Origin of the sequence: Phenylobacterium haematophilum (assembly GCF_014196295.1) — a bacterium.
In the GTDB taxonomy this organism is placed as follows: domain Bacteria; phylum Pseudomonadota; class Alphaproteobacteria; order Caulobacterales; family Caulobacteraceae; genus Phenylobacterium; species Phenylobacterium haematophilum.
In genome coordinates this window covers 207,261-230,484 of sequence record NZ_JACIDK010000001.1, presented here as the reverse complement: position 1 = coordinate 230,484, position 23,224 = coordinate 207,261, and the positions used below count along the sequence as shown (strand labels likewise).

Here is a 23,224-nt window from a genome sequence, read left to right as displayed (position 1 = left end):
ATTCTGAAAGTGCGCGCGTGCCGGAAAGAGCTGCCAAATCGCCGCCCTCGGAGCTGAGGGCCAGGGTTCGGGTTTTGGGCCGGGTGCTGGGGGATGTGATCAAATCCCAGGACGGCCAGGTGCTGTTCGACCGTATCGAGGACATCCGAAAGACGTCCGTCGCCTTCCACCGTGAGGGCGGCGCGGCGAACGCGGCGCTGCTGGAGGAGCGGCTGCGCAGCCTGGACCTGCACGAGACGGTGCGTTTCGCCCACTCGTTCGCGTGCTTCCTGCAGATCACCAACATCGCCGAGGACTACGTCCAGCGCCGCAAGGCCGGCGACCCACGCGTGGACACCCTGGCCGGCAGCCTTGCGGCCCTGGCCGAAGAAGGCGTCTCGACCGCGCAGGTCGCCAAGATGCTGCAGACCGCGTTCATCGCCCCGGTGATCACCGCCCATCCGACCGAGGTGCGGCGCAAGAGCGTGCTGGACCGCACAGGCGCCATCACTGAAGCGCTGAGCGCCCTGGAGCACGCCAGCGGCGAGAGCGCCCGGCACGAGCGCGAGATCGAACTGCTGCGCGAAGTGGCGATCTTCTGGCGCACCCGGCTGCTGCGCGGCGTTCGGCTGGGTGTCATCGATGAGATCGAGACCGCGGTCTCGTACTTCGAGCGCAGCTTCTTGGCCGAACTGCCCAAGCTCTATGCGCGCTGGACGCGACAGCTGGACGCGCAGCTTCCCAGCTTCCTGCGCATCGGCTCGTGGGTCGGCGGCGACCGCGACGGCAATCCGTTCGTCACCGACGCGGTCCAACGCCAGGCGTTCGCGCGCCAGTCGCAGGCCGCGTTGCTGAACTATCTGGAGCGGATCCACGCCCTGGGGGCCGAGCTCTCGCTGTCCAGCGCCCTGGCGGAGGTGACCCCGGCCCTGAAGGCGTTGGCGGACGCCTCGGGCGACACCTCGCCGCAGCGCGGCGACGAGCCCTATCGGCGAGCGCTGCGCGGCGTCTATGCGCGGCTGGCGGCGACCTATCCGGTCCTGACCGGCGAGGCCCCGCCCCGCCCCTCGCCGCTGGCCGCCCAGCCCTACGCCAACGCCCAGGCGCTGAAGGCCGACCTGCAGACCATTCTTGACAGCCTGGTCGCCAACCACGGCGACACCTTCGCCATCGGCCCGCTGCCCGAGCTGATCCGGGCGGTGGACTGCTTCGGCTTCCACCTGGCGACGCTGGACCTGCGGCAGAACTCAGCCGTACATGCCCGCACGATCGCCGAGCTGATGGCCGTGGCCGGGGTCTGCCCCGACTATCAGGCCCTGGACGAGCAGGCCCGCCGCGACCTGCTGCTGTCGGAGCTGGCGCACGGCCGGCTGCTCTATTCACCCTACGCCGAGTACAGCGAGGAGACCCACCGCGAATACGCGGTGCTGGCCCAGGCGGCGCGCTCGCGCCAGCAGTACGGCCGCCAGGCGATCGTCGCCTATATCGTCTCCAACACCACCTCGGTCTCGGACCTGCTCGAGGTCTACGTCCTGCTCAAGGAGGTGGGGCTGTTCCACCCGGGCGAGACCCCGCGCACCGAGGTGTTCGCCGAGCCGCTGTTCGAGACCATCGGCGACCTGCGCGCCGCGCCGCAGACGATGCGCGAGTACCTGTCGCTGCCGCTGATCAAGTCGCTGCTGGCCGAGGGCCGGCTGCAGGAAGTGATGATCGGCTACTCGGACTCCAACAAGGACGGCAGCTACCTGACCTCGACCTGGGAGCTGCACCAGGGCTCGCGGGCGCTGCTGGCCACCACCGAGGCGATGGGATTGCGGCTGCAGCTGTTCCACGGCCGCGGCGGCACGGTCGGCCGCGGCGGCGGGTCGAGCTACGAGGCGTTGCTGGCCCAGCCCGAAGGCACGGTGCGCGGGCGCATCCGCATTACCGAGCAAGGCGAGGTCGTCGCAAACAAGTACGCCGACCCGCAGCTGGCCGACCAGAGCCTGGAGACCATCACCGCCGGGGTGGTGCTGGCCTCGCTGCGCCAGGATTCGGCCGAGCGGCAGGGCGAGAAGCACGCGCCGGTGCTGGACAAGCTGTCCCAGGCCTCGATGGAGGCCTATCGCAATCTGGTCTACGAAACCCCTGGATTCGTGGACTATTTCTATGCCGCCACGCCGCTGACCGAGATCGTCGATCTGAACATCGGCAGCCGGCCGGCCTCGCGCCAGCCGACCCGCAGCATCGAAGGCCTGCGGGCGATCCCGTGGGTGTTCTCGTGGTCGCAGTCGCGGACCATGCTGCCCGGCTGGTACGGCTTCGGCTCGGCGATCGAGGCCTCGGGCGTCTCGCTCACCGAGCTCAACGAACTGCACGAGGCCTGGCCGTTCTTCGCCACCACGCTCGCCAACATGGAGATGGTGCTGGCCAAGAGCGACATGCTGATCGCCCGGCGCTATGCCGGGCTGGTCGAGGACAAGGCCCTCGCGCAGACGATCTTCGGACGCATCGAGGCCGAGTGGAACAAGACGGTCGAAGCGCTGCTGACCATCAGCGGCCAGAGCGCCCTGCTCGACCGCCACCCGGACCTGGCCGAGGCGCTGCGCACGCGCCTGCCCTACATCGACCCGCTCAACCACCTGCAGATCGAACTGATCCGCCGCCGCCGCGCCGGCGACGGCGCCGAGGCCGTGCGCGAGGGCATCCACCTGACCATCAACGGGGTCGCCGCGGGACTGCGCAACAGCGGATAGCGCCCGCGCGGGGCTATTCGTTCGCGACGACGGCGCCTATGGTCGCGCGTCAGGCCCTCTTTGGCCGTGTTTCCAGGCCGAGGGGGCGCCCATGCTCAACGATCTTCCCGACATCCTGCTGCGTCACCGGCGGATCGTCGGACTGGCGGCGATCGCCGTCGCCATCGTGACCTGGGGCGTCGACTGGGCGGGCCTCGTCTATCACTGCCCCTACTGCCGCACGCAGCGCACGGTGATCGGCCTGCTGGGGCTGCTGCTGCTCATGCCGAACCCGGCGCACTGGCTGGTCCGTTACCTGTCGGCGGTGTTCGCGATCTTCGGCCTGTCGGTCGGCTCGACGCAGCACTTCCGCGGCTGGGCGAAGATCATGTCCGGCAAGTTCACCTGGGGCGAGCACTGGTACCTGAACGCCTGGATGCTGTCGGGCTTCGCGATCCTGATCATCACCGCGCTGGTGCTGCTGATCTGGCGCTGGCGCTGGCCGGCGACGACCGCCGAGTAGTCGGGTATTCGAAAAAAGCGCGCGGCTGTCGGATCGGACGCCGCGCGAACGTCCTTCGGTCTGCACAACCCAAAGGAGGAAGCCATGCCCTATGTCGACGGTTTCGTGCTCGCCGTGCCGAAGGCCAACATCGAGGCCTACAAGGACATCGCCCGCAACGCCGGCGAGGTCTGGAAGGACCACGGCGCGCTGGCCTATGTCGAATGCATCGGCGACGACACGCCCTATGGCGAGGTGACCTCGTTCCCGCGCGCCGTCCAGGCCAAGGACGACGAGGTCGTAGTGTTCTCGTGGATCGTCTACGCCTCGCGCGCGGCCCGCGACGAGATCAACGCCAAGGTCATGGCCGATCCACGCATCAAGATGGACCCGGCCAAGATGCCGTTCGACGGCCAGCGGATGATCTTCGGCGGCTTCGAGAGCTTCGTCGAGCTCTGACCCACAGATGGCGCCCGCGCTCCAGGCTCTACTCCAGGGTCGCGGGCGTTACATTCGTTTACGTTATTTTTCAAAAGCTTGTTGGCGCGATCGCCTCGAAACGCGCCATACCCACGTCCATGAAGGCCGCTTCCCGGCGGTTTGTCAGGACGTGACGAAGATGTTGAAGCACTTGCCGGCGACGCTGGCCTTCGCCGTAGGCATGGCGGCCGCGGCCAGCCCGGCCGTCGGGGGCCAGGGCGCCGCCGCGTCCGTCGCCAGCGCGGCGGAAGTCTCGCTCATCTGGACCGCCATGATCCTGGGTTTCGTGAGCGCGGGCGCCCTGCTCCGCCATGACCGCCGGGCGCGACGCGTGCAGGCCCTGTCGGCCTGATCCACGCGCAGGCGACCCGCCGGGGTTCTAGGGGCGAGGCCTTTACGGGCGCGCTCTGGGGGCGGCGGGGAGTCGCGGGAACCCGCTCGACGGGTTCACCCAGCCCCCCCGCGGCTCCCCGGTCTCCCAAAACGAAAAGGCCGGCGCCCGAGGGAACGGCGCCGGCTCAGTCGTCAGCCCGGGAGGCGGGCCGCTAGAACTCGTACTTCAGGTCCACGCCGTAGGTCTTGGGCGGGGCGTAGTAGTTCATCAGGTCGCCGAAGAAAGTCTGGGCCGCGACGGCGTAGAGCTCGTCGGTGAGGTTCTTGCCCCACACCGTGACCGACCAGGCCGCGCCGGGCGGCTGGACGCGCAGGGAGGCGTCCCACAGGCCGAAGGGCTCCTGGGCGAAGGTGTTGGCCGGGGTCCAGTAGCTCTTGCCCTGCTTGGTGTAGTTGGTCTGCAGGCTGAAGGCCTGGTCCCACTCGCCGATGCCGAACACGTAGTTGGCGCCGATGTCGAACTTGTATTCCGGCGAGCGCTGGATGCGGTTGCCCGAGAACACCACGCCCGCGCCGTCGACGAAGTTCTTGTACTTGGCGTCGAGCCACGAGCCCGATGCGGTCAGGGTAAGGTCCTCGCTGACCGCCCAGGTGCCTTCGGCCTCGAGCCCCTTGATCTCGGCCGTGCCGGCGTTGCTGGTGATCAGGCAGAGGCACTCCAGGACCAGTTGCTGGGACTGCAGGTCCTTGTAGTCCATCTTGAAGGCGGCCAGGTTCAGGCGCACGCGGCGGTCGAACAGGTCCGACTTCACGCCGATCTCGTAGTTGGTGGCCTTTTCCGGGTCGTAGCCGATGGCGGCGGCCGCGGCGGTCGACGGCAGGTGGTCCCAGCCGCCGCCCTTGAAGCCCTTGGCGACGCTGCCGTAGATCATGACGTTGTCGTTCGGTCGGTACTCGATGATGCCTTGCGGCGTCAGGGCGTTCCAATCCTTGCCGTAGTTGACGGTGAAGGACTGGCCCTTGGCCAACACCAGGGCCGCCACGCAGAGGCCATCGCCGCCGTCCTCGAGGCACTGGGCCAGACGCGTGCCGCTCTTGTCGTCCATGGTGTAGCGCAGGCCGATCGTGGCCTTGAGCTGGTCGGTGAACTTGTAGCCGATCTGACCGAAGACGGCGGTGGTCTTGAGGTCGGCCTTGTTGGTGTAGAGGAAGGTGCCGCTGAGCGCCGGGATGGTGGTCGACGTTGTGGCGACGTTGGAATCGTAGCGGGTGACATCGTCGCTCTGGTGGAAGGCGCCGAGGATCCAGTCGAAGCGGCTGTCCGGATTGTCCGACACCAGGCGCAGTTCCTGGCTGATCGTCTCGGGCTTCTCGCTGGTCGAATAGAAGGTGTCGGCAAGGCCGGGCGGCGAGCCGATCCCCAGCTGGTTGAAGCCCATCACGCCCTTGGACGACCGATAGCCTGTGATCGAGGTCAGCTTGGCGCCTTCGAACACGCCCCAGTCGACGCGCAGCATCGCGCCGCGGGTGATGCGGCGGCTGTACTCATGCTGCGGGCTGGTGGCGTCGCGCGGGCCGAGGCCGCGGGCCGCGCGCCAGGCGGCGACCGCGCCCGTGCCGGCGGCGAAGGGATCGTCGGTCATAACCCGGGCCGTGCCGTCGGTCTCGTCCGAGCCGTAGTCGAAGGTCGCGAGAACCTGGAGGTCGGCGTCCGGCGCGCGATAGAGCAGCCCGCCGCGCCCCTGATAGGACTTCAGGTTGTCCATGTCGCCGCCCAGCACGACGTTCTTGCTGTAGCCCGAGCGGTTGCGGACCTGGAAGGCGACGCGGCCAGCCAGGTCGTCGGTCAGGGCCCCGGTCACGTAGCCGTTGGCCATCACCGAGTCGTAGTTGCCAAACGAGATGGTGGTGGCGCCCGAGGGATCGAACTTCGGCTTGGCGGTGATGACGCTGATCGCGCCGCCAACCACGTTCTTGCCCAGCAGCACGCCCTGCGGGCCGCGGATCACCTCGACCCGCTCCAGATCGTAGAAGTCGGTGAAGGCGGAGCCCATGCGCGAGAGATAGACCTCGTCGACGAACATCCCCACCGACGGTTCGGCGGTCGCGTCGAGGATCCGCACGCTGGTCACGCCGCGGATGCTAAGCTCCTTGCCCAGGGCCGAGCTCTCGGTCATCGAGAACGAGGGCACGGTGGTCGAAAGCGAGCTGAGATCGACGATGCGGCTGCGTTCCAGCGCCTGCTCGGTGATCGCGCTGATCGCCGAGGGGACGTCCTGCAGCTTCCGTTCGCGACGGTCGGCGGTGACGATCACTTCCTCGACCGCGACGGGCCGCGAATTTGCCGCCGGCGCGGTCTGGGCGACCGCCGCAGTCCCCGTTGAAAGCGCCCCGACGGCGCAGCTAGCCAACAGGATGAGCGCTTGCCTGGTCATGAGTTTCCCCCGTGTTTGCGCGGCGCGCTCCGGCGCCGATCGACCGGGCTCTGTGGCCCGTGACGAGAGACTTGCATTAATGAACTGATGCGCACAAGTCCTTTTTTGAAAGTCGCATCAGATTAGCTTGCATTTTGATACTTCCGAGGCGACGGTAGGACGAACGCCGCGCAGACGGCCGCGCCATTCGGGGGCCCGGGAATGCTTCAAAGCACGATGTCGAACGCCGCCCGACCGAAGGATTCGGCGCTGGGATCGCCCGCGGCCGCCGCGGCCGACTGGCCGGCCCCGGCCCGCGCCTGGACCATGGTGCTGGTGCTGATGGCCGCCTATGCAGTCGGGTTCGTCGACCGGCAGATCCTGACCCTGCTGGTCGAACCGCTGCGCCGCGACCTCGGAATCACCGACACCCAGTTCAGCCTGCTGAGCGGGCTGGCCTTCACGCTGTTCTATACGCTGATGGGCGTCCCGCTGGCCTGGCTGGCGGACCGCGGCTCGCGCCGCAACCTGATCATGGTCAGCATCGGGGTGTGGAGCGCGATGACCGCCGCCTGCGGTCTGGCCGGGTCGTTCGTGTCGCTGTTCGCCGCCCGCGTCGGCGTCGGGATCGGCGAGGCCGGGCTCTCGCCGGCCGCCTACTCGATGATCGCCGACTCCTTCCCGCCGGCCAAGCGGGCGCGGGCCATGGGGATCTATGCGATCGGCTCGATCGCCGGGGTCGGCATGGCGCTGATCATCGGCGGCGCGGTGATCGAATGGGCCAGCACCGCCCCGCCCGTCAGCCTGCCGCTGGTCGGGACGCTGAAGGGCTGGCAGATCGCCTTCATGCTGGTCAGCCTGCCCGGCCCGGTGCTCATCGCCGCGATGCTGTTCCTGCGCGAGCCGGCCCGCCAGGGCGCGGGCGCCGCGCCCTCGGCCCCGCTCGGTCCCTACCTGCGCCGCCGCTGGCTGGTGTTCACCCTGCTGGCGGCCGGCTACTCGCTGGTCGGGGTGGTGATCGCCGCCTACCTGACCTGGGCGCCGGCCTTCCTGATGCGCGCGCACGGCTGGCCGGTCGGCAAGGTCGGGGCGGTCTACGGGACCATACTGCTGGTCGGCAGCACGCTGGGCGTGCTGATCGGCGGCTGGTGGACCGACCGCTTCGCCGCCGCCGGCCGCAAGGACGCGGTGCTGCGCGTGGCGATCATCGGCGCGCTCGGCGCCTTCCCCTTCGCCCTGGCGGCGCCGATGATGGCGAGCGGCGAGCTCGCCGCCGCGATGCTGGCGTTGATGTGCCTGGGGTTCGGCCTGACCCAGGGCCTGCCGGCGGTCTCGTTCCAGGCGGTGACGCCCAACCGGGTGCGGGCGCGGGTGATCGCGCTCTACCTGCTGATCGGCAACATCGTCGCCTTCACGGTCGGGCCGACGGCGGTGGCGCTGATCAGCGACCACTGGCTGAAGGATCCGGCCAAGATCGGCGTCGCCGTGGCCATCGTCACCGCCGTGGTGCTGCCGCTGGGGGTCGCGGCGCTGATCGCGGCGATCAAACCCTATGTCCGCGCCTCGCAGGAAGAGACCGCCGAAGCGTCCGATCACTGACGTTTGTAGATTGCGGGTTTGCACCGAGACCGAAAGCGGTGCAGCCTGCTGGACGGACCCGCAAGAAGGTCCGCGAGACTAGACGATACATGGGAGGAAGGCGCGTGAGACTCGTCGCCTTGACCGCTGTCCTCGGCCTGCTGGCCATGGGGACAGCGTCCGCGCAGAGCAGCGGACAGGTGCGCCACGACGCCAAGTCGAGCGGCCTGCTGATGGCCGCCACCTACAAGCCCGCTTCGGCCAAGACGGACAACACCGTCAGGCTTACCGCCAAGCCGGCCAGCGCCGCCAAACCGCAGATCTACATCTACAAGGCCCCGATGGCCGTGAAGCCGCTGAAGACCTGGTAGGCGGATACGAAAAGTCCCGGCCTGCACCACTCAGACCGGGACCCGACCCGTCGCCCGGAGCCGTCGAGCCGGCCCCGGGACTTATGACGCCTATTTCCCTTGCGCCGCGCGGATCGCCTGCCCCTGCCCCCAGGTCGCGTGGGTGCCGCTGGAGATGCGGCCGGGCAGCATGATCCGGCAGACCGGGCCGTCGGCCAGTTTCCTGGCGTTGTAGACGACGCATTCGGAACGGTCGGCGAGCATGTCGGTGACGAAGGTGACGAGATAGCCGTCGTCCTCGTCCACCGCGCCGACGCGGGGCGCAAAGCCCGGCTCGCTGCCGTAGCGCTCCTCGCCGAAGTCGATCGCCCAGCTCTCGCCGGTCTTCAGGTCGTGCTTCACCAGGCCGGTGAACAGAAACCAGCCGGGCTTGGAGACGGCGCTGTAGCCGTAGCGATACGGCAGGCCGGCGTACTGATTGTTGATGACCCCGAACTCAAGGATGCGGTCGTCGAGGCGCTGCTCCCGGGTCTCGCCGGTCTTCATGTTGAAGCGCCAGCGGTGCAGCTTGGGCCGCAGCTCGTTCTGGTCGAGGAAGGCCATGATCCGCTCATAGCCGGCCGGGGCGCTGTTGGACGACTTCGGCTCAGGGTTCTCCTCGAAGTAGCCGTCGAGCACGACCTCGTCGCCATCCTCGAAGGCGTTGAGGAAGTGGAGGACGTAGGTCGGATCGGCCTCGAACCACTTGATGTCCTCGGGCTTGCCGTAGCGCGGCAGGATGCCGAAGCGCGAGCGCATCTCGCGGTGGAACCGCACCACGTGCAGGTTCTTCTCCAGCAGCTCGGGCTCCCAGAACACCGGCAGGTCGTTGAGGATCGAGTAGTTGGTGGTGAAGGCCATGTCGTGCGGCAGGCGCGGGCCCGGCAGCGGCACGGGGATGTAGTGCTTCAGCTTGTTGTCTGGGCCCACCACCCCGTAGTGCATGTAGGGGGCGTGCTTGGAGTAGTTGAAGAACAGGAGCTCGCCGGTGTGCTCATCGACCTTCGGGTGGGCCGAGATGCCGTCGATCGGGGTCCAGCTCTCGACGCCCTCCTGCTCCAACGTATAGGGGTCGAGGCGGTAGCCTTCGCCGCACTGGTAGAAGGTCGAGAGAATCTTGCCGGCGTGGACGACGACGTCGGTGGAGGACGAATCCTTCAGCCGCTCGTGCGCGCCCCAGCCCGGACGGGTCGACTTGGCGGGGTTCTCGGCCAGACCGGCCCACAGCGCGCGGCCCGCCTCCTCCTCGGCCTGGAAGCCTTTGGTGCGGACGAAGCGGTTGCGATAGGCCGCCTGGCCGTCCTTGAAGCTCATTACATGCAGCATGCCGTCGCCGTCGAACGGGTGATAGCGGCCGAGCGGCTCGTGGACCGGGTTCTCCGTGTTGCGGACATAGACGCCGTCGATGTCGGCCGGGACCTGGCCGATCACTTCCAGCCCCTCGCCGTTGAACTCCTCATGCTGCGGGGTCCAGGCGCCGTTCATATAGGGGTGGTCGTTCGGCTCGATGGTGCTGTGGACCCGGTTCACCAGTTCGACGGGCATGTCGCTCTCCCTTGCTGGACAGCTCGCGGCCATCCTCGTTGGCGCATGATAAGCGCATTTAGTTTCAATTTGCCAGTTGGATTCCGACAAGCCGGCATCTGAGCAGGCGCCACATCGAATATCACTTTCATTTTGAAACTGATTTGATGTATCTCAAACCAAGCGCAAGGGCAGCGCCGCCGACCGAAGCGGCCGCCAGGCGCCAGAGTCTGGTTGGAGGAAACCCATGTCCCACCCCGTCTGGTTCGACCAGAAGACCGCGCCGAGCGCTGCGGACTGCGTCGTCCCCCGGCTCATCGACCGGCACGCGCAGGCCACGCCCGACAAGGTGTTTCTGCGGTTCGAGACCGGCGAGGAATGGACCTGGGCCCAGACCCGCGAGATCGCGCTGGCGACCGCCGCGGCCCTGCAGGCGCGCGACGTGAGGCCCGGCGACATCGTCGCCGCCTGGGCCCCCAACTCCGCCGCCCTCTGCCGGGCCTGGTTCGGGGCCAACTACGCCGGCGCGGCGCTGGCCCCGATCAACACCAGCTTCCGCGGCCGGCTGCTGGAGCACGCGGTCAACAAGACCGGCGCGAAGATCGCGATCATCCACCCGGACCTCGTCCCGCGGCTGGCCGGCCTGAGCCTGCCCGCGCTGGAGCGCGTGATCCTGACCGCGCCGGGCCCCAATGCGCTGGACCTGCCCCAGGCCATCGAACCGCCTTCGGCGCTGAACGGCGATGCGCGCGAGGCGATCCTCGCCGATCCGCAGCCCTGGGACACGCCGGTCATCATTTTCACCTCCGGGACCACCGGCCCCTCCAAGGCGGTCGTGACCTCCTACGTCCAGGAGTGGACAACGGCGCGGGTCACCTACGGCTACATGCGCGCCGACGACCGGATGCTGGTCAACCTGCCGATGTTCCATGTCGGCGGGATCAGCGGGATCATGGCGGCGCTGGCCAGCGGCGGCTCCATAGCCCTCTTCGAGGCCTTCGACACCCGCCGGTTCTGGGACCTGGTGCGCCAGACCGGCTCGACCACCTGCAGCGGCTTCATCGGCGCCCTGACGAGCTTCCTGCACAAGGAGCCGCCCCGGCCCGACGACAAGGACAATCCGCTGCGGATCTGCACGCTGTCGCCGGTGTCGGAGGAGACGGTGGCGCTCGCCGAGCGGTTCGGGTTCGACTACGTCTCCGGGTTCAACATGACCGAGGTCTCCTCGCCGCTGATCAGCGAGGTCAACGAGAAGACCATGCGCAGCTGCGGGCGGCCGCGCGCCGGCGTGCAGTGCCGGCTGGTCGACGCCTTCGACCAGGAGGTCCCGGTCGGCGAGGTCGGCGAGCTTACCATCCGCACCGACCGCCCCTGGGAGCTGTTCAAGGAGTATCTGGGCGATCCGGCGGCCACGGCCGAGGCGTGGCGCAACGGCTGGTTCCACACCGGCGACCTGCTGTGGCGCGACGCCGAGGGGCTGTTCTACTTCGTCGACCGCAAGAAGGACGCGATCCGCCGCCGCGGCGAGAACATGTCCTCGCTGGAGATCGAGATCGAGGTCAGCGCCTATGAGCACGTGCGCGAGGTGGCGGCCTATGGCGTCGACCTGCCGGGCGGAGAGCAGGAGGTGATGGTCTGCGTCGCCCCGCGCGAGGGCTCAAGCGTCGACCCCAAGGCGTTGATCGAGTTCCTGATTCCGCGCATGGCCCACTTCATGGTGCCGCGCTATGTGCGGGTCGAGGCCGAGCTGCCCAAGACCCCAACCAACAAGATCCAGAAGGTCGAGCTGCGCAAAGAAGGCGTCACCGCACAGACCTGGGACCGGGAGGCCGCCGGCATCCGGGTGAAGCGCGAAAAGCTGTCGACGCATTAGGCGGCCGCTCTGTCGGCGACAGCGCCTTCCTCGACAATCCGGAGGCCCAGGAACGTTCGAACTTCACCAAGCTGATCCTGGTCGAGGGCGAGAGCTGACGCCGGCCCGCGCTAGAACCGAGGCATGCTCCCCATCGTCTTCATCCCTGGCCTGCTCTGCGACGAGCGGCTGTGGCGCGGCCTGCCCCGCCCTTCGTTCCACCTGTTCCACCGCTGCGGCCACCTGCCGGCGATCGAGCAGCCGGACGAGACCAGCGCGGTCTTGCGCCGGTGGCTGGCGACCACCACCTGACGCTGCGGCGCGGGCCGTTGCAAATTACCGTCCAGTTGGTATGTAACGACCATGTCCCAGCCCCGCCGACGCCAGCCTGAAGCCACCCGCGCCCAGATCATGGGGGCGGCGATGCAGACCCTGCAGGAAAGCGGCGCGGCCGGCTTCACCCTCGACGCCGTCGTGGCCCGGCTGCCGCTAAGCAAGGGCGCGCTGCTGCATCACTTCCCCAGCAAGGCCGAACTGCTGAAGGCGCTGGTCGACGAGGCCGGCGAGAAGTTCTCGTCGACGGTCGAGGCTATCGCCGCCAAGGATCCGCATCCCGTGGGGCGCTATGGCCGCGCCTACCTGGCTGCGACCGTGCAGCTGACCATGAGCGAGGACGAGGTGCGCACCAGCAAGGTGGTGCTGGTCGCCTGCCTGCTGGAGCCGGCCCTGGCCGATCGCTGGCGATGGTGGGTCGACAAGATCACCCGGGACGCGCCGAACGACGCGGTCGGGGCCGACGACGCGCTGCTGCAGCGGCTGGTGGCCGACGGCCTTTGGCTGTCGGACGTTTTCGGGAACAACCCGGTGCCGATGGAGCAGCGCCGGGTCATCGGGGCGCTGATGGGCGCCTCGCCGCTGGACGAGGCGCCAGCCGCCTAACGGGCCTTGGCCGCGGCGTACTCGCCGGCCAGTTGGTCGACGATGGCGCCGACCTGCTCGATGCAACGCACCGCGCCGACCCCCTGCCCCGCCGACCAGACGTCCTTCCAGCGCTTGGCGTCGTTGTCTTCCGGACGGCCGAGGTCGATCTCGGCCTTGGCACCCATGGCGGCCGGGTCGAAGCCGGCGGCGACCAGGCTGCCCTTCAGCCAGTTGGCCGGCACGCCGGTCAGCGAGGCCGAGAGGATGATCTCGTCCGCCGTCGCCTCGACCAACATGGTCTTGTAGTCCGGGTGGGCCATGCTCTCTTCCGACGCGATCAGCCGGGTGCCGAGATAGGCGTAATCGGCGCCGAGGATTTCCGCGGCACGCACCGCCTGGCCCGAGCCGATCGCCCCGCCCAGCACGATGGTCCCGTCGAAGAACTCGCGCACCGCCGGGACGAAGGCGAAGGCCGACAGCTGGCCGGTATGGCCGCCGGCGCCGGCCGAAATCAGAACCAGGCCGTCGACGCCCGCCTCCGCCGCCTTCCTGGCGTAGGAGATCGAGTTGACGTCGGCCAGCACCTTGCCGCCATAGGCCTGGACCTGAGCGACCAGTTCCTTGGGGCTGCCAAGCGCCGTGATGACGATCGGCGGCCTGTGCTTCATGACCAGCTCGAGCTCTTCGGCCATCCGTTCATAGGTCCGGTGGACCATGATGTTGATCGCCCAGGGCGCGTCGCCCACAGCGGCCTTGATGTCGGCCAGCCACTGGTCCAGCACCTCAATGGTGCGGGCGTTGTTGGCGGGGAACGAGCCGACAATCCCGGCCTTACACGCCGCCAGCACCAGTTCCGGCCCCGAGACCAGGAACATCGGCGCAGCGATGGCCGGCAGCCGCAGCCGCCCCTTGAGCGAAACCAGATCCTGCATCGCGTATCCTTACATCCCCAGGCGCGAACCCCCCGCGCCTCCAAAAGCCGCAAGCCTTGACTTGCAAATCGCAACTTATTGACCGCTCGCTGCGGCGTCAACCGCTCCAGCGTTGTTACTTGCATAATCGAACTTACGCCAATAGCCTGCGGCCAAAGAAACGCAGGAGGGACGCGGTCATGAGCGAAAACATGAAGACGCTGGAGGCGATGATCGCCGCCTCGAAACGGAAGGACCACGACGCCTTCCTCGACACCCTGACCGACGACTTCGAGTACCACTGGCGCATGGGCGTCAAGCCGATCTCCGACAAGGCGACCATGCGCAAGTTCCTGCGCAACTACGAGCAGGGCTACGACCAGCGCGATTGGATCGTGCTGAACTGGGCCGAGAGGGGCGACGTCATGTTGGTCGAGGGCATGGAGAAACTCTACGACCGCACCCGCGACGTGCTGATCGACAACCCGTTCATGCAGACCATCGAGTTCCGCGACGGGAAGGTCTGCAAGCTTCGCGACTACTACGACTCGGCCCGCATCGAGGCCGCCCCCAAGCAGGAGAGCGCCGCGTGAGCGAAGCCAAGATCGACGTCATCCGCCGTCTGCAGCAGGCCATCGCCGCCAAGGACAAGGCCGACTTCCTCGACTTCTTCGCCCCGGAAGTCGAGTACCACTATCACGTCGGCACCCGGCCGCTGATGGGCCGCGACTGGGTGGAGAAGTTCATCACCAAGTACTGGGCCGACAATTCGGGCTCGACCTGGGTGATCGAGCGCCACGCCGAGACCGACACCCACCTCTTCACCGAGGGCCGCGAGGAGTACGTCAACGCCAGCGGCCAGACCGTGACCCACCCCTATATGGGCATTATCGAGTTCAAGCCGGACGGCAAGATCGTCGGCTGGCGCGACTACTTCCAGATGGCCGATCCGAACGCCACGCACTGATCCTGGCGCCTGTCTTCCGCCGCGCGGAAGGCAGGCCTACCAGCCGACAGCGTTGCGCAAGCGGATCCCGCTGGCGTGCAGCGTCGTCTCCCAGACCCCGCGCAGCGGCGTCAGGCTCTCTACCACGCGCAGATCGACGCCGCAGGCGGACAAGGCGCCGGGCAGGTCCGACAACTCCTCCATGGCCAGCGGCGTGACGGCTTCGCGCGCCACCCACATGCCGGCGTCGTCGAGGCTCTCGAAGCTCTTCACCGGCAGTTCGTAGCGATAGAGCCGCGCGGCGTTCAGCGCCGGCAGCCAACGCGCTTCGACATAGGCCGCCCGGTCGGCCCCGCCGAGCCAGGCCGCGCGGTCCGCCGCCGAGGTCGTCGCCAGCGGCCAGAGCAGGATGCGCGGGCAGTCGCGCGGAAACAGGTACATCGCCTGGTGCGGCTCATCGATCGCCCAGACCAGCGGGCCGTTCAGCCACTCGCGCCCGGGCGGCCGGGCCGAGGGCGTGCGCACCGGCCGCGGCTCGAACCGCGCGACCGCGGGATCCTCGCTGAAATGGAACAGGCGCATGGCGCGACTAGGCGGGCGTCGCGCGAGCGCAGTCAACTAGAACGCCCAGGCGCAGCCGATGCCGACGGCGGCCCCCTGCTCGCCCGCCGGATCGGCGTCGCCGCCGGCGCGAGCCTTGCAGCCGTTCTTCGGCCGGCGGGCCAGGTAGGGGGCCGTCTCCTTGGCGAAGGCGCCGCGCGGGTCGAGATCGAGCTTGCGGCCGATCCTGTCCTCGACCGCCGCCAGACGCTCGTCGCAGCGCTGGCGCTCCTCGTCGGTGAGATCGGCGAGCCGGCAGCCGATCAGGCCGCGCAGAGCCCGACGCACGGCCGGCGGCGCGGCGGCCTCGCCCGCGCCAGGCGCCGTGGACGGCGCGGCGAGGCCTGGCTCCTGGCGCTGGAGCGGCGCGCGCTCGGGAGAGCGGGCGGCATGCGGGCGCGGCGGCGCGGGCGACGAAAGATCGGCGGCGCCAGCAGCACCTCCATGGACGGGGTCTCAGGCGACGGCGACAGCACATGGCGCTGGACCAACAGCCAGCCCAGCACGACGAGGTGCGCCCCGATCGACAGGGCCAGCAGCAGGAGCCGTTGCTGCGCGCGCCCCATCTCCACCTTCTCGCGAACTTCCGCCCGGACGCTCGCTGTGGCTGAGGGTGGAATTATGGCAGAGCTTGAGCCGTCGAGGGTCGCAGCACCCCCCCAGCCGCCAACGGCGCGATCAGGCCGGCGACGAACAGGGTGTTGGGGATCAGGTTGAGGCTGAAGCCGGTGGCCATCGACAGCGCGCTGTCGATGACGAACCAGACGAGCGCGCTGGCCAGGATCATTCGCCAGATCGGCCCGCCGGCAGGTCCGAGCCGCCTCGCCGCGTCGATAGCGGCGTAGAGCGTCAGGCTCCAGCCGATCGTCACAGCGCCCAGCACGGCCAGGGCGAAGCGCATCGGGCCGTCGATCACCAGCAGCTCGGGTCCATTGAGCAGGTCGAGCAAGGCGCGGACCGGACCGCTGGTCGCCTCCGCCGCCCCGCCCGCCAGTAAGATCCCGAACAGCGCGACCACCGCGCACCATCCGTTGAGCCACGTCCGCCAGAACCCGTTCATCGCCTGCTCCCTTGAGTTTGGAGCAGGTTAGACGCCGGGATTCGTCCCGGCCATGACCTCAGAGGTCATGGCGATCAGGCTTCGGCCTTGGCGCGCTGGTCGCGCAGGGCGCTGCGGCGGACCTTGCCGGCGTCGTCGCGCAGTCGCTCGTGGGTGACCTCGAGGCTGCGCGGGATCTTGTAGGGGGCGATGCGCTCGGCCAGGAACGCCTTGACTGCCGCCTCGTCCAGCGGCGGGCCGCCGGGCGCCATTTCGAGGATGGCGTGGACCGCTTGGCCCAGGTCCTCGTGCGGCAGGCCGACGACGACGCTGGAGAGCACGCCCGGATAGGCGTCGACCGCGGCCTCGACCTCGGCCGGATAGATGTTGGCCCCGCCGGAGATGATCAGGTCCGTGCGCCGGTCGGCGAGGTAGAGATAGCCCTCCTCGTCGATGTGGCCCATGTCGCCGAAGGTCTCCCACTCGCCCTTCGCCCGCGGTTCGGCGCCGATGTAGTGGTAGGTCGCGCCGCGGCCGCCGGCCGGCAGGAAGAAGACCTCGCCCACTTCGCCGGGCGAGGCCTCGCTGCCGTCCTCGCGCAGGATGCGGATCTCGCTGCCCGGCATCAGGCGGCCGACCGAACCCTTGTGGGTCAGCCACTCACGGCCGCCGATCGAGGTGCCGCCCATGGCCTCGGTGCCGGAATAGACCTCCCAGACCGCGTCGGGGCCGAGCCACTCGATCCACTTCTCCTTCAGCCAGACCGGGCAGGCCGAGGCGATGTGGACGATCATCTCCAGGCTGGAGACGTCGGCCGCGGCGCGCTCGGCGTCCGGCAGCCGCCAGATGCGGTGCATCATGGTCGGGACCAGATAAGCCCACTGGACCTGGTGCTCGCCGATCAGGCGCAGGGTTTCGGAGGGGTCGAAGCGCTTGGTGATCACGAGGTGGCAGCCCCAGCACAGCGCCATGTAGGCCAGGCCGAAGGGGGCGGCGTGATAGAGCGGCCCCGGAATGATCACCGTGTCGCCGGGCTGCATGCCGAGCGAGGCGGCGTTCGGGTCGATGATCGAAGGGGCGTGATCGACGATGACCTTAGGGCGGCCGGTGCTGCCGCCGCTGGCGATCGCCTTGACGTGCCTGGCCGTCAGTTCGGGCAGCGGGTCGGCGGAGGCCGCCTCGTCGTGGGTCGCCGCTTCGTCGAGGAAGTCGACGCCCGCGGCGCGGGTGGCTTCGCCCCCGATGACGACGCGCGGCTGCATCAACTCGATGATCGCCTTCAGCTCCGGCGCCGGCAGGCGGTAGGAGACCGGCGCCGGGGTCGCGCCCAGGGTCCAGGCGGCGAAGGCCAATTCCAGGAAGGCCGGGCCGTTCGGCAGGGCGATGGCGACGAAGTCCCCTTCCCGTACGCCATGCGAGGCCAGCCCGCGGGCGCGGCGGTTCACCCGGGCGGCGAACTGCGCCCGGGTCAGGGTCTTGCCCTCGCAGGTGATGGCCGGAGCGTCCGGATCACGGGCCGCATGCAGACCCGGCAGGGTCCCGATCGGCCGAGGGTCCGGCGGGGCGATGGTCGGCGAAAGCAGGGTCCTCACGAGGCGCTCCCGTCGAGACGCTTGGGCGGCCAGGGGATCAGCGAGGACGTGCGGCGGATGTAGTCGTCATAGCCCGGCCGCTGATGGGTCAGGCGCTTTTCGTAGGACGGCCCGCCGCTCCAGCGGGTCAGCAGGAAGATCAGCAGCAGCGGACCAGGCAGCGCCCAAAGGCCGAGCGTGGTCTCGGCGGCGATCAGGTAGAAGCCGACCCAGGTGCAGATGTCGCCGAAGTAGTTGGGGTGGCGGGTGTAGCGCCAGAGGCCGGTGGCGAGCACCTGGCCCTTGTTGGCCGGATCGGCCTTGAAGCGCTTGAGCTGAGAGTCGGCGGTGGTCTCGAAGGCGATGCCGAACAGCGACAGCGCCGCGCCGATCCAGCCGAGCGCGCCGACGGCCGCCGGCTGGGCCGAGATCTGGCCGAGTTGGACCGGCAGGCTGACCACCCAGAGCAGCGGCGCCTGGAAGGCGAAGACCATGCGCAGCGAGGCGTGGGCGTAGCTCCAGCCTTTGTCGGCCTTGGCCCGGTCCATCATCTTCACATAGCGGCGGTCCGGGCCCTCATGACGCCAGCGGCCGAGGATGTGCAGGCCAAGCCGCAGCCCCCAGAGCAGCGCCAGGCCGGTCAGCAGGTAACGGCGCGCCTCCGCGCCGTCAGGTGTCTGGAAGAAGCTCGCCACCGCCATGCTGGCGAGGCCGAGGCCCCAGCAGGCGTCGACGAATGTGACGTCCTTGATCGCCGTCCCGATCATCCAGAGGATCAGGAAGCCGACAACCAGCAGGCCGAAATTGACGGCGAGCAAGGTCGCGATCTGTGAGAGTTCAGGCATGGTCGTTCCCCCTAACGGCCGGTCGAAATTTCAGTCGCCTTGAGCATTTTGGCCATCTGGCGCTCGAGCCCCTTCGGATCGCGGGCCTGCGCGGCGCGCGTCTCGATAGCCATGCGGTCGGTGTCGACCTCGTCCTGGCCGCGTTCGATGGCCTTGATGCCGGCCTTGGCGATCACCGAAGGCGGCTCCTTGGCGCCCTTCACGTGTTCGGCCATGCGGGTGTCGACCGAGCCGACGATCAGCGCCGAGACCGTGGTGCCCTGGTCGGCCAGTTCGGCGCGGATGCACTGGGTGGCGGCGCGCATGGCGAACTTCGAGGGGCTGTAGCCGCCCATGTTCGGGGCCGCCAGGATGCCGCCGACCGAGAGCACGTTGATGATCCCGCCGCCGCCATGCCTGGCGAGCGCCGGCGCGAACGCGCGGCACATCGCGACGGAGCCGAAATAGTTGACCTCCATCTCCTCGCGCGCGCCGGCCAGGGTGGGCGAGCCGATCAGCAGGCCGTGGGTGAAGGCGCCGGCGTTGTTGACGATCAGCGACACGTCGGGTCGCGCGGCGGCGATCGCGGCGATCTGGTCGGGCTGGCTGACATCGAGCTGGACGGCGGTCACCTGGCCGGGGAACTCGGCCTCGAGGTGAGCGGCCGAGGCGGCGTCGCGGGCGGCGGCGTAGACATGGGCCGCGCCGGCGGCGACCAGTTCGCGCACGAACGCCTCGCCGATGCCGCGATTGGCCCCGGTGACCAGGGCGACGGAATCCTTGACCTGCATAGCGTCCTCCCGACGTCTCTTTTAGTCTTTATATGAAAGCTACACGAAGCGAGGCCCCACGCAAGTAGTGCTAGACGTCGACATGCGGCGTCCAGGGCGCGGCGGGGTCGCGGTGGTCGGTGCTGAACCAGCGCGGGAAGCCGTGAAGGGTCTGGCCGCCGTCGACCAGCAGGCTGGTTCCGGTGACGTAGCCGGACGCGGGGCTGCACAGGAAGGCGGCGGCCTGCGCCACCTCCTCCGGGCGGCCGGCGCGGCCGAGCGGGGTGGCCTTGGCGAGGGTTTCCGGCACGCCGGGTTCTGACAGCAGGCTCTCGGTCATCGGGGTTTCGATGACGCCAGGCAGCACGGCGTTGACCCGGATTCCATAGGCGCCGAGTTCGGAGGCCAGGATCTTGGCCAGCATCACCAAGCCGGCCTTGGACGCGCAGTAGGCCGAGAGCAGGTCAGTGGGAAACACCGCTCCGGACGAGGCGTTGAGTACGATCGCCCCGCCGCCCTGGCGCATCCGCCGCGCGGCCGCCTGGGCGACCAGGAACGTGCCGTCGAGGTTGATCGCGGTGTGACGCTTCCACTCCTTGGCCTCGATCTCCAGGACCGGGCGGTAGCGGCCATAGCCGGCGTTGGCGAAGCAGAAGTCGAGCCGCCCGCCGGCGACGCCGTCCACCTGCTCGAACACCGCCGCGATGCTGTCGGGATCGCCCTGGTCATAGCCGGCGATCTCGACGGCCAGCCCCTCCCCGCGCCAGGCTTCGGCGAGGCCGTTAAGGTCCTCCAGCCGGCGGTCGAGCGCCACCACCCTGGCCCCGCGCTCGGCGAACAGCCGCACCGCCGCCGCGCCCATGCCGCCGGCCGCGCCGGTGACCACGCCTGTCCTGCCCTCGAAATCCCGCATGCCGGCCTCCCTATGACTTGCATTTACGAACCGATACCTTAGGCTCGTCGGCAAGATCACGAAAGATCAGGTTGGAGGAAGCCATGGCGATCTATCTTCTGGGCGGTCATCAGAGCGACTTCGCCCGCGCCTGGTCGCGCGAGGGCCTCGACCTGTCGGACATCCTCAGGGACGGCATCCTGGGCGCGCTGGACGCCTGCAAGCTTGACCCCTCCGACATCGACGCGGTCCATGTGGGCAACGCCTTCGGCGAACTCTATCGCGGTCAGGGGCATCTGGCGGCGATGGTCGCCCAGGTGGTTCCCGAACTGCACGGCGTGCCGGCCATGCGCCACGAGGCGGCCTGCGCCTCGGCCTCCATCGCCGTGCTGGCCGCCACCGCCGAGATCGAGGCCGGGCGCTATGACTGCGTGCTGATCGTCGGGGCCGAGGAAGAGAAGAACCTGCCGGGCGACGAGGCCTCGAAGGTGCAGAACGCCGCCTCCTGGCAGGGCCGCGAGGGCATCGACTGCCGCTTCATGTGGCCGGCCGTGTTCGGGCGCCTGAGCCAGGAATACGGCGAGCGCTATGGACTGGACCGGCGGCACCTGAACCGCATCGCCGAGATCAACCTCACCAACGCCAAGCGCAATCCGCTCTCGCAGACCCGCAAGTGGGCGTTCACGGCCGAGAACTTCACCGACGACGATGCGGCCAACCCGATCATCGAGCCGGGCACCCGGCGCATGGACTGCGGCCAGATCACCGACGGGACCAGCGCCATCGTGCTGTGCTCGGACCGCTTCATGGAGCGCTACGCCGCCCGCCGCGGGGTGAAGGCGTCCGACTTCCCGCAGATCCTCGGCTGGGGCCACACCAACGCCGGGATCCGGTTCCTCGACAAGATCGAGCGCTCGAAGGGGCAGGACTACGTGTTCCCGCACGTGCGCAAGGCGATCACCGACGCCTGGGGCCGCGCCGGGATCGCCGGGCCGCAGGACCTGTCCGGCGTCGAGACCCACGACTGCTTCACCTCGACCGAATACATGGCCATCGACCATCTCGGCCTGACTGCGCCGGGCCAGTCCTGGCAGGCGGTCGAGAGCGGCCTGATCGAACTGGGCGGTAAGTGCCCGGTCAACGCTTCGGGCGGGCTGATCGGCGTCGGCCATCCGGTCGGGGCGACCGGCGCGCGGATGCTGCTCGACGCCGGACGGCAGGTCACCGGCACCGCCGGCGACTATCAGGTCGAAGGCGCGCGCACCTACCAGACCCTGAATATCGGCGGCTCGCTGGGGACGGTCGTCAGCTTCGTTGTGGGTCGGGTCGGGTAGCCGTCCTCCCCCGCGATCAGTCCGCGCGCAACAGGACGACCTTCACCTCCGGCCAGGCGTCCTTGGCGGCGCGGGCGACGAACTGCGCATAGCGATCGTCCTGATCGACGGGCGGCTCAAACCTGACGGCGCTCTGACCATCGGCCAATCGAACCGCCGTACCGGGCCATCCCAGTTCGCGGATCACGGCGGACGTTTTTGCAGGCGCACCGACCACGCCGACGATCAGCGGCGCCGCATGGCTGTCGTCCAGATCCCCGGCCCGGCCGTCGGGGCAGCTCGGGACGATGTGGCTCGGCGTGGAGCGCAGGACGTCCAGGCCCTCAGCTTTGTGCAGAAACGCCATCCAGTCGCCGTAGGTTAGCGACGGGCCCAGCTCGTAGCGGACGAAGGCGATGTCGCCGTCCATCGCGCGCGCCACGCGCCTGATCGCGGGGACGTCGGAGGCCGCAGCTTCCAGATCGGCCAGCTTCGCGGGCGGCCCGCTCGCCATCCACTCCATCGGCGAGGGATTGGGCGAGATGAAGCACGCCACAGCCATCACTTCGCCCAGCATTACGCCCTCCAACTCCGACCGGCGCGAAACTTGGCGTTAGATTCCAAGCGCTGCAATCAGTTCCGCCGTCTACCCGCGCCAAATTCCTGGCGGCGCGGCGACCACCTTGGGGATCGCGGCCATGACCATTCCCGCCACCGCGTACTGCTCGGGCTTGGTGCGGACGCCGGGTTCGTTGGTCTCGGTGAGATCCATGGAGAGACGCACGCCGGGCAGGCCGGTGAGCTCGATCTCCCAATGCGGTTTGCCGGCGAAGGCCGGCAGGCTCATGTCCATGACCCAGTTGACCGCGTGGGTGATGCGGCGAACGCCGGCGGCCAGGCCGTGGACGCGCCAGGTGGTCGCCGCGACGGTTCCGGCCCGCACGACGCCGGCGCGGACGTCGAGGTCCTGGTCGGCCAGGGTGACGGCGTGGTCGGACTCGACGGCGTCGAGCTCGATCCCCAGCTTGCCGGCCAGGGCCGCGACCGACTGAGCGTACATGTCGGTGAAGGTGCGGGCGAGCGGGCCGTCCTTGAGGTCCAGGCCGGCGGCATCTGCGCCCATCCCCAGCGCGCCGAACACATAGGCGGCGTTGGGGATGCCCGAGCAGTCGATGACTTCGGTAGTGGCGACGTGGTCGAGCCGAAGGGAGACGCCGGCCACGGCGGCGGCGACCTTCTCCGCCGCCCACCCCGGATTGACGCCGACGCCGGCCAGGGTCGCCCCGCCTTTGCGCGCGCTGGCTTCCAGGACTTGCGCATAGGCCTCGCCGAGCGCCCAGGGGTGGAAGTAGTTGTTGATCGAGATGACGTTCTTGCCGCTCTCGAGCAGGCGCTTCACGTCGCCGTCGTGGCCGTCATAGGGGCTGGCCAGCATCGGGCAGTGCAGAACGACGTCGGCGTCGAGGGCGAGGATCTCGTCGATGGAGCTGGTCGCCAGCACGCCGGTCGCCGGCCGCCGCGCGATCTCGCCTGCGTCCACGCCAGCCTTTGCCGGATTGTAGACGAACAGCCCGACGAGCTCGCAGTCCGGGGAATCCAGCACCGCGCGCAGGCAGGTCTTGCCCATCGATCCGGTCGCCCATTGCACCACTCTGGCCTTGCGCGTCATGCC

Annotated in this window: 25 protein-coding genes; 12 read left to right on the top strand and 13 right to left on the bottom strand. The window is 68.9% G+C overall.

Features of this window, described 5'->3' with window-relative positions:
• Positions 1-17 precede the first annotated feature (17 nt).
• From ppc to GGQ61_RS01195, 4 genes are all read left to right on the top strand, one after another.
• A complete protein-coding gene (gene ppc / locus GGQ61_RS01210; RefSeq protein ID WP_183769552.1) occupies positions 18-2,714 on the top strand; it encodes a phosphoenolpyruvate carboxylase in 2,697 nt (898 codons plus the stop codon).
• A gap of 91 nt (positions 2,715-2,805) precedes the next feature.
• Positions 2,806-3,216, top strand: a complete 411-nt coding sequence (locus tag GGQ61_RS01205; protein ID WP_183769551.1) for a hypothetical protein — start codon at positions 2,806-2,808, stop codon at positions 3,214-3,216.
• Positions 3,217-3,300: 84 nt separating this feature from the next.
• A complete protein-coding gene (locus GGQ61_RS01200; protein WP_183769550.1) occupies positions 3,301-3,654 on the top strand; it encodes a DUF1428 domain-containing protein in 354 nt (117 codons plus the stop codon).
• A gap of 160 nt (positions 3,655-3,814) precedes the next feature.
• Positions 3,815-4,027, top strand: a complete 213-nt coding sequence (locus GGQ61_RS01195) for a hypothetical protein (RefSeq protein ID WP_183769549.1) — start codon at positions 3,815-3,817, stop codon at positions 4,025-4,027.
• Positions 4,028-4,220: 193 nt separating this feature from the next.
• Here the strand turns inward: GGQ61_RS01195 and GGQ61_RS01190 are convergent, their stop codons facing one another.
• On the bottom strand, positions 4,221-6,443 hold the full coding sequence (locus tag GGQ61_RS01190) for a TonB-dependent receptor (RefSeq protein WP_183769548.1): 2,223 nt from the start codon (positions 6,441-6,443) through the stop codon (positions 4,221-4,223).
• Positions 6,444-6,644: 201 nt separating this feature from the next.
• On the opposite strand from GGQ61_RS01190, the gene GGQ61_RS01185 reads away from it, so the two are divergent.
• Both GGQ61_RS01185 and GGQ61_RS01180 read left to right on the top strand, forming a co-directional pair.
• On the top strand, positions 6,645-8,021 hold the full coding sequence (locus tag GGQ61_RS01185) for a spinster family MFS transporter (protein ID WP_183769547.1): 1,377 nt from the start codon (positions 6,645-6,647) through the stop codon (positions 8,019-8,021).
• A gap of 104 nt (positions 8,022-8,125) precedes the next feature.
• Positions 8,126-8,371: a hypothetical protein gene (locus GGQ61_RS01180; protein ID WP_183769546.1), complete on the top strand. Its 246-nt coding sequence runs from the start codon at positions 8,126-8,128 to the stop codon at positions 8,369-8,371.
• A 90-nt stretch (positions 8,372-8,461) separates the two neighbouring features.
• On the opposite strand, the gene GGQ61_RS01175 is transcribed toward GGQ61_RS01180, so the two are convergent.
• Positions 8,462-9,934 (bottom strand): carotenoid oxygenase family protein, encoded by a 1,473-nt coding sequence (locus GGQ61_RS01175; RefSeq protein ID WP_183769545.1) that lies wholly within the window; start codon positions 9,932-9,934, stop codon positions 8,462-8,464.
• Positions 9,935-10,160: 226 nt separating this feature from the next.
• On the opposite strand from GGQ61_RS01175, the gene GGQ61_RS01170 reads away from it, so the two are divergent.
• The 3 genes from GGQ61_RS01170 to GGQ61_RS01160 all read left to right on the top strand — a co-directional run bounded on the left by GGQ61_RS01170 (position 10,161) and on the right by GGQ61_RS01160 (position 12,704).
• A complete protein-coding gene (locus tag GGQ61_RS01170; RefSeq protein WP_183769544.1) occupies positions 10,161-11,786 on the top strand; it encodes an AMP-binding protein in 1,626 nt (541 codons plus the stop codon).
• A gap of 123 nt (positions 11,787-11,909) precedes the next feature.
• A complete protein-coding gene (locus GGQ61_RS01165; protein WP_183769543.1) occupies positions 11,910-12,077 on the top strand; it encodes an alpha/beta fold hydrolase in 168 nt (55 codons plus the stop codon).
• Between the two features lie 51 nt (positions 12,078-12,128).
• Positions 12,129-12,704 (top strand): TetR/AcrR family transcriptional regulator, encoded by a 576-nt coding sequence (locus tag GGQ61_RS01160; protein ID WP_183769542.1) that lies wholly within the window; start codon positions 12,129-12,131, stop codon positions 12,702-12,704.
• Here the strand turns inward: GGQ61_RS01160 and GGQ61_RS01155 are convergent.
• Positions 12,701-13,618, bottom strand: coding sequence for an NAD(P)H-dependent flavin oxidoreductase (locus tag GGQ61_RS01155; RefSeq protein ID WP_183769541.1), 918 nt, complete (start codon positions 13,616-13,618; stop codon positions 12,701-12,703). The genes GGQ61_RS01160 and GGQ61_RS01155 overlap by 4 nt on opposite strands.
• A 179-nt stretch (positions 13,619-13,797) precedes the next feature.
• Between GGQ61_RS01155 and GGQ61_RS01150 the strand changes: the two genes are divergently transcribed.
• Positions 13,798-14,190, top strand: a complete 393-nt coding sequence (locus GGQ61_RS01150) for a nuclear transport factor 2 family protein (RefSeq protein ID WP_183769540.1) — start codon at positions 13,798-13,800, stop codon at positions 14,188-14,190.
• Complete coding sequence (locus GGQ61_RS01145) at positions 14,187-14,564, top strand: nuclear transport factor 2 family protein (protein ID WP_183769539.1); 378 nt, start codon at positions 14,187-14,189, stop codon at positions 14,562-14,564. The genes GGQ61_RS01150 and GGQ61_RS01145 overlap by 4 nt, the downstream gene beginning before the upstream one ends.
• 36 nt (positions 14,565-14,600) lie before the next feature.
• Here GGQ61_RS01145 and GGQ61_RS01140 read toward each other — a convergent pair whose 3' ends face one another.
• From GGQ61_RS01140 to GGQ61_RS01105, 8 genes are all read right to left on the bottom strand, one after another.
• Complete coding sequence (locus GGQ61_RS01140; RefSeq protein WP_183769538.1) at positions 14,601-15,125, bottom strand: DUF6886 family protein; 525 nt, start codon at positions 15,123-15,125, stop codon at positions 14,601-14,603.
• A gap of 36 nt (positions 15,126-15,161) precedes the next feature.
• Positions 15,162-15,431, bottom strand: a complete 270-nt coding sequence (locus GGQ61_RS01135; protein ID WP_183769537.1) for a hypothetical protein — start codon at positions 15,429-15,431, stop codon at positions 15,162-15,164.
• On the bottom strand, positions 15,407-15,709 hold the full coding sequence (locus GGQ61_RS01130; protein WP_183769536.1) for a hypothetical protein: 303 nt from the start codon (positions 15,707-15,709) through the stop codon (positions 15,407-15,409). The genes GGQ61_RS01135 and GGQ61_RS01130 overlap by 25 nt, the downstream gene beginning before the upstream one ends.
• A gap of 53 nt (positions 15,710-15,762) precedes the next feature.
• The gene (locus GGQ61_RS01125) at positions 15,763-16,203 is read right to left on the bottom strand and encodes a hypothetical protein (RefSeq protein WP_183769535.1); all 441 of its coding nucleotides are present in this window, start codon (positions 16,201-16,203) and stop codon (positions 15,763-15,765) included.
• A gap of 74 nt (positions 16,204-16,277) precedes the next feature.
• On the bottom strand, positions 16,278-17,774 hold the full coding sequence (locus GGQ61_RS01120; protein WP_343055969.1) for an AMP-binding protein: 1,497 nt from the start codon (positions 17,772-17,774) through the stop codon (positions 16,278-16,280).
• The gene (locus tag GGQ61_RS01115; protein WP_183769534.1) at positions 17,771-18,598 is read right to left on the bottom strand and encodes a DUF1295 domain-containing protein; all 828 of its coding nucleotides are present in this window, start codon (positions 18,596-18,598) and stop codon (positions 17,771-17,773) included. The genes GGQ61_RS01120 and GGQ61_RS01115 overlap by 4 nt, the downstream gene beginning before the upstream one ends.
• An 11-nt stretch (positions 18,599-18,609) precedes the next feature.
• A complete protein-coding gene (locus tag GGQ61_RS01110; RefSeq protein WP_183769533.1) occupies positions 18,610-19,368 on the bottom strand; it encodes an SDR family oxidoreductase in 759 nt (252 codons plus the stop codon).
• A 70-nt stretch (positions 19,369-19,438) separates the two neighbouring features.
• On the bottom strand, positions 19,439-20,260 hold the full coding sequence (locus GGQ61_RS01105; protein ID WP_183769532.1) for an SDR family NAD(P)-dependent oxidoreductase: 822 nt from the start codon (positions 20,258-20,260) through the stop codon (positions 19,439-19,441).
• 83 nt (positions 20,261-20,343) lie between these two features.
• Here GGQ61_RS01105 and GGQ61_RS01100 point away from each other — a divergent pair, with 83 nt between their 5' ends.
• Complete coding sequence (locus GGQ61_RS01100; RefSeq protein WP_183769531.1) at positions 20,344-21,573, top strand: acetyl-CoA acetyltransferase; 1,230 nt, start codon at positions 20,344-20,346, stop codon at positions 21,571-21,573.
• Positions 21,574-21,589: 16 nt separating this feature from the next.
• Here the strand turns inward: GGQ61_RS01100 and GGQ61_RS01095 are convergent, their stop codons facing one another.
• Complete coding sequence (locus GGQ61_RS01095) at positions 21,590-22,129, bottom strand: hypothetical protein (protein ID WP_183769530.1); 540 nt, start codon at positions 22,127-22,129, stop codon at positions 21,590-21,592.
• 69 nt (positions 22,130-22,198) lie between these two features.
• Positions 22,199-23,221, bottom strand: coding sequence for an NAD(P)H-dependent amine dehydrogenase family protein (locus GGQ61_RS01090; RefSeq protein ID WP_183769529.1), 1,023 nt, complete (start codon positions 23,219-23,221; stop codon positions 22,199-22,201).
• Positions 23,222-23,224 lie beyond the last annotated feature (3 nt).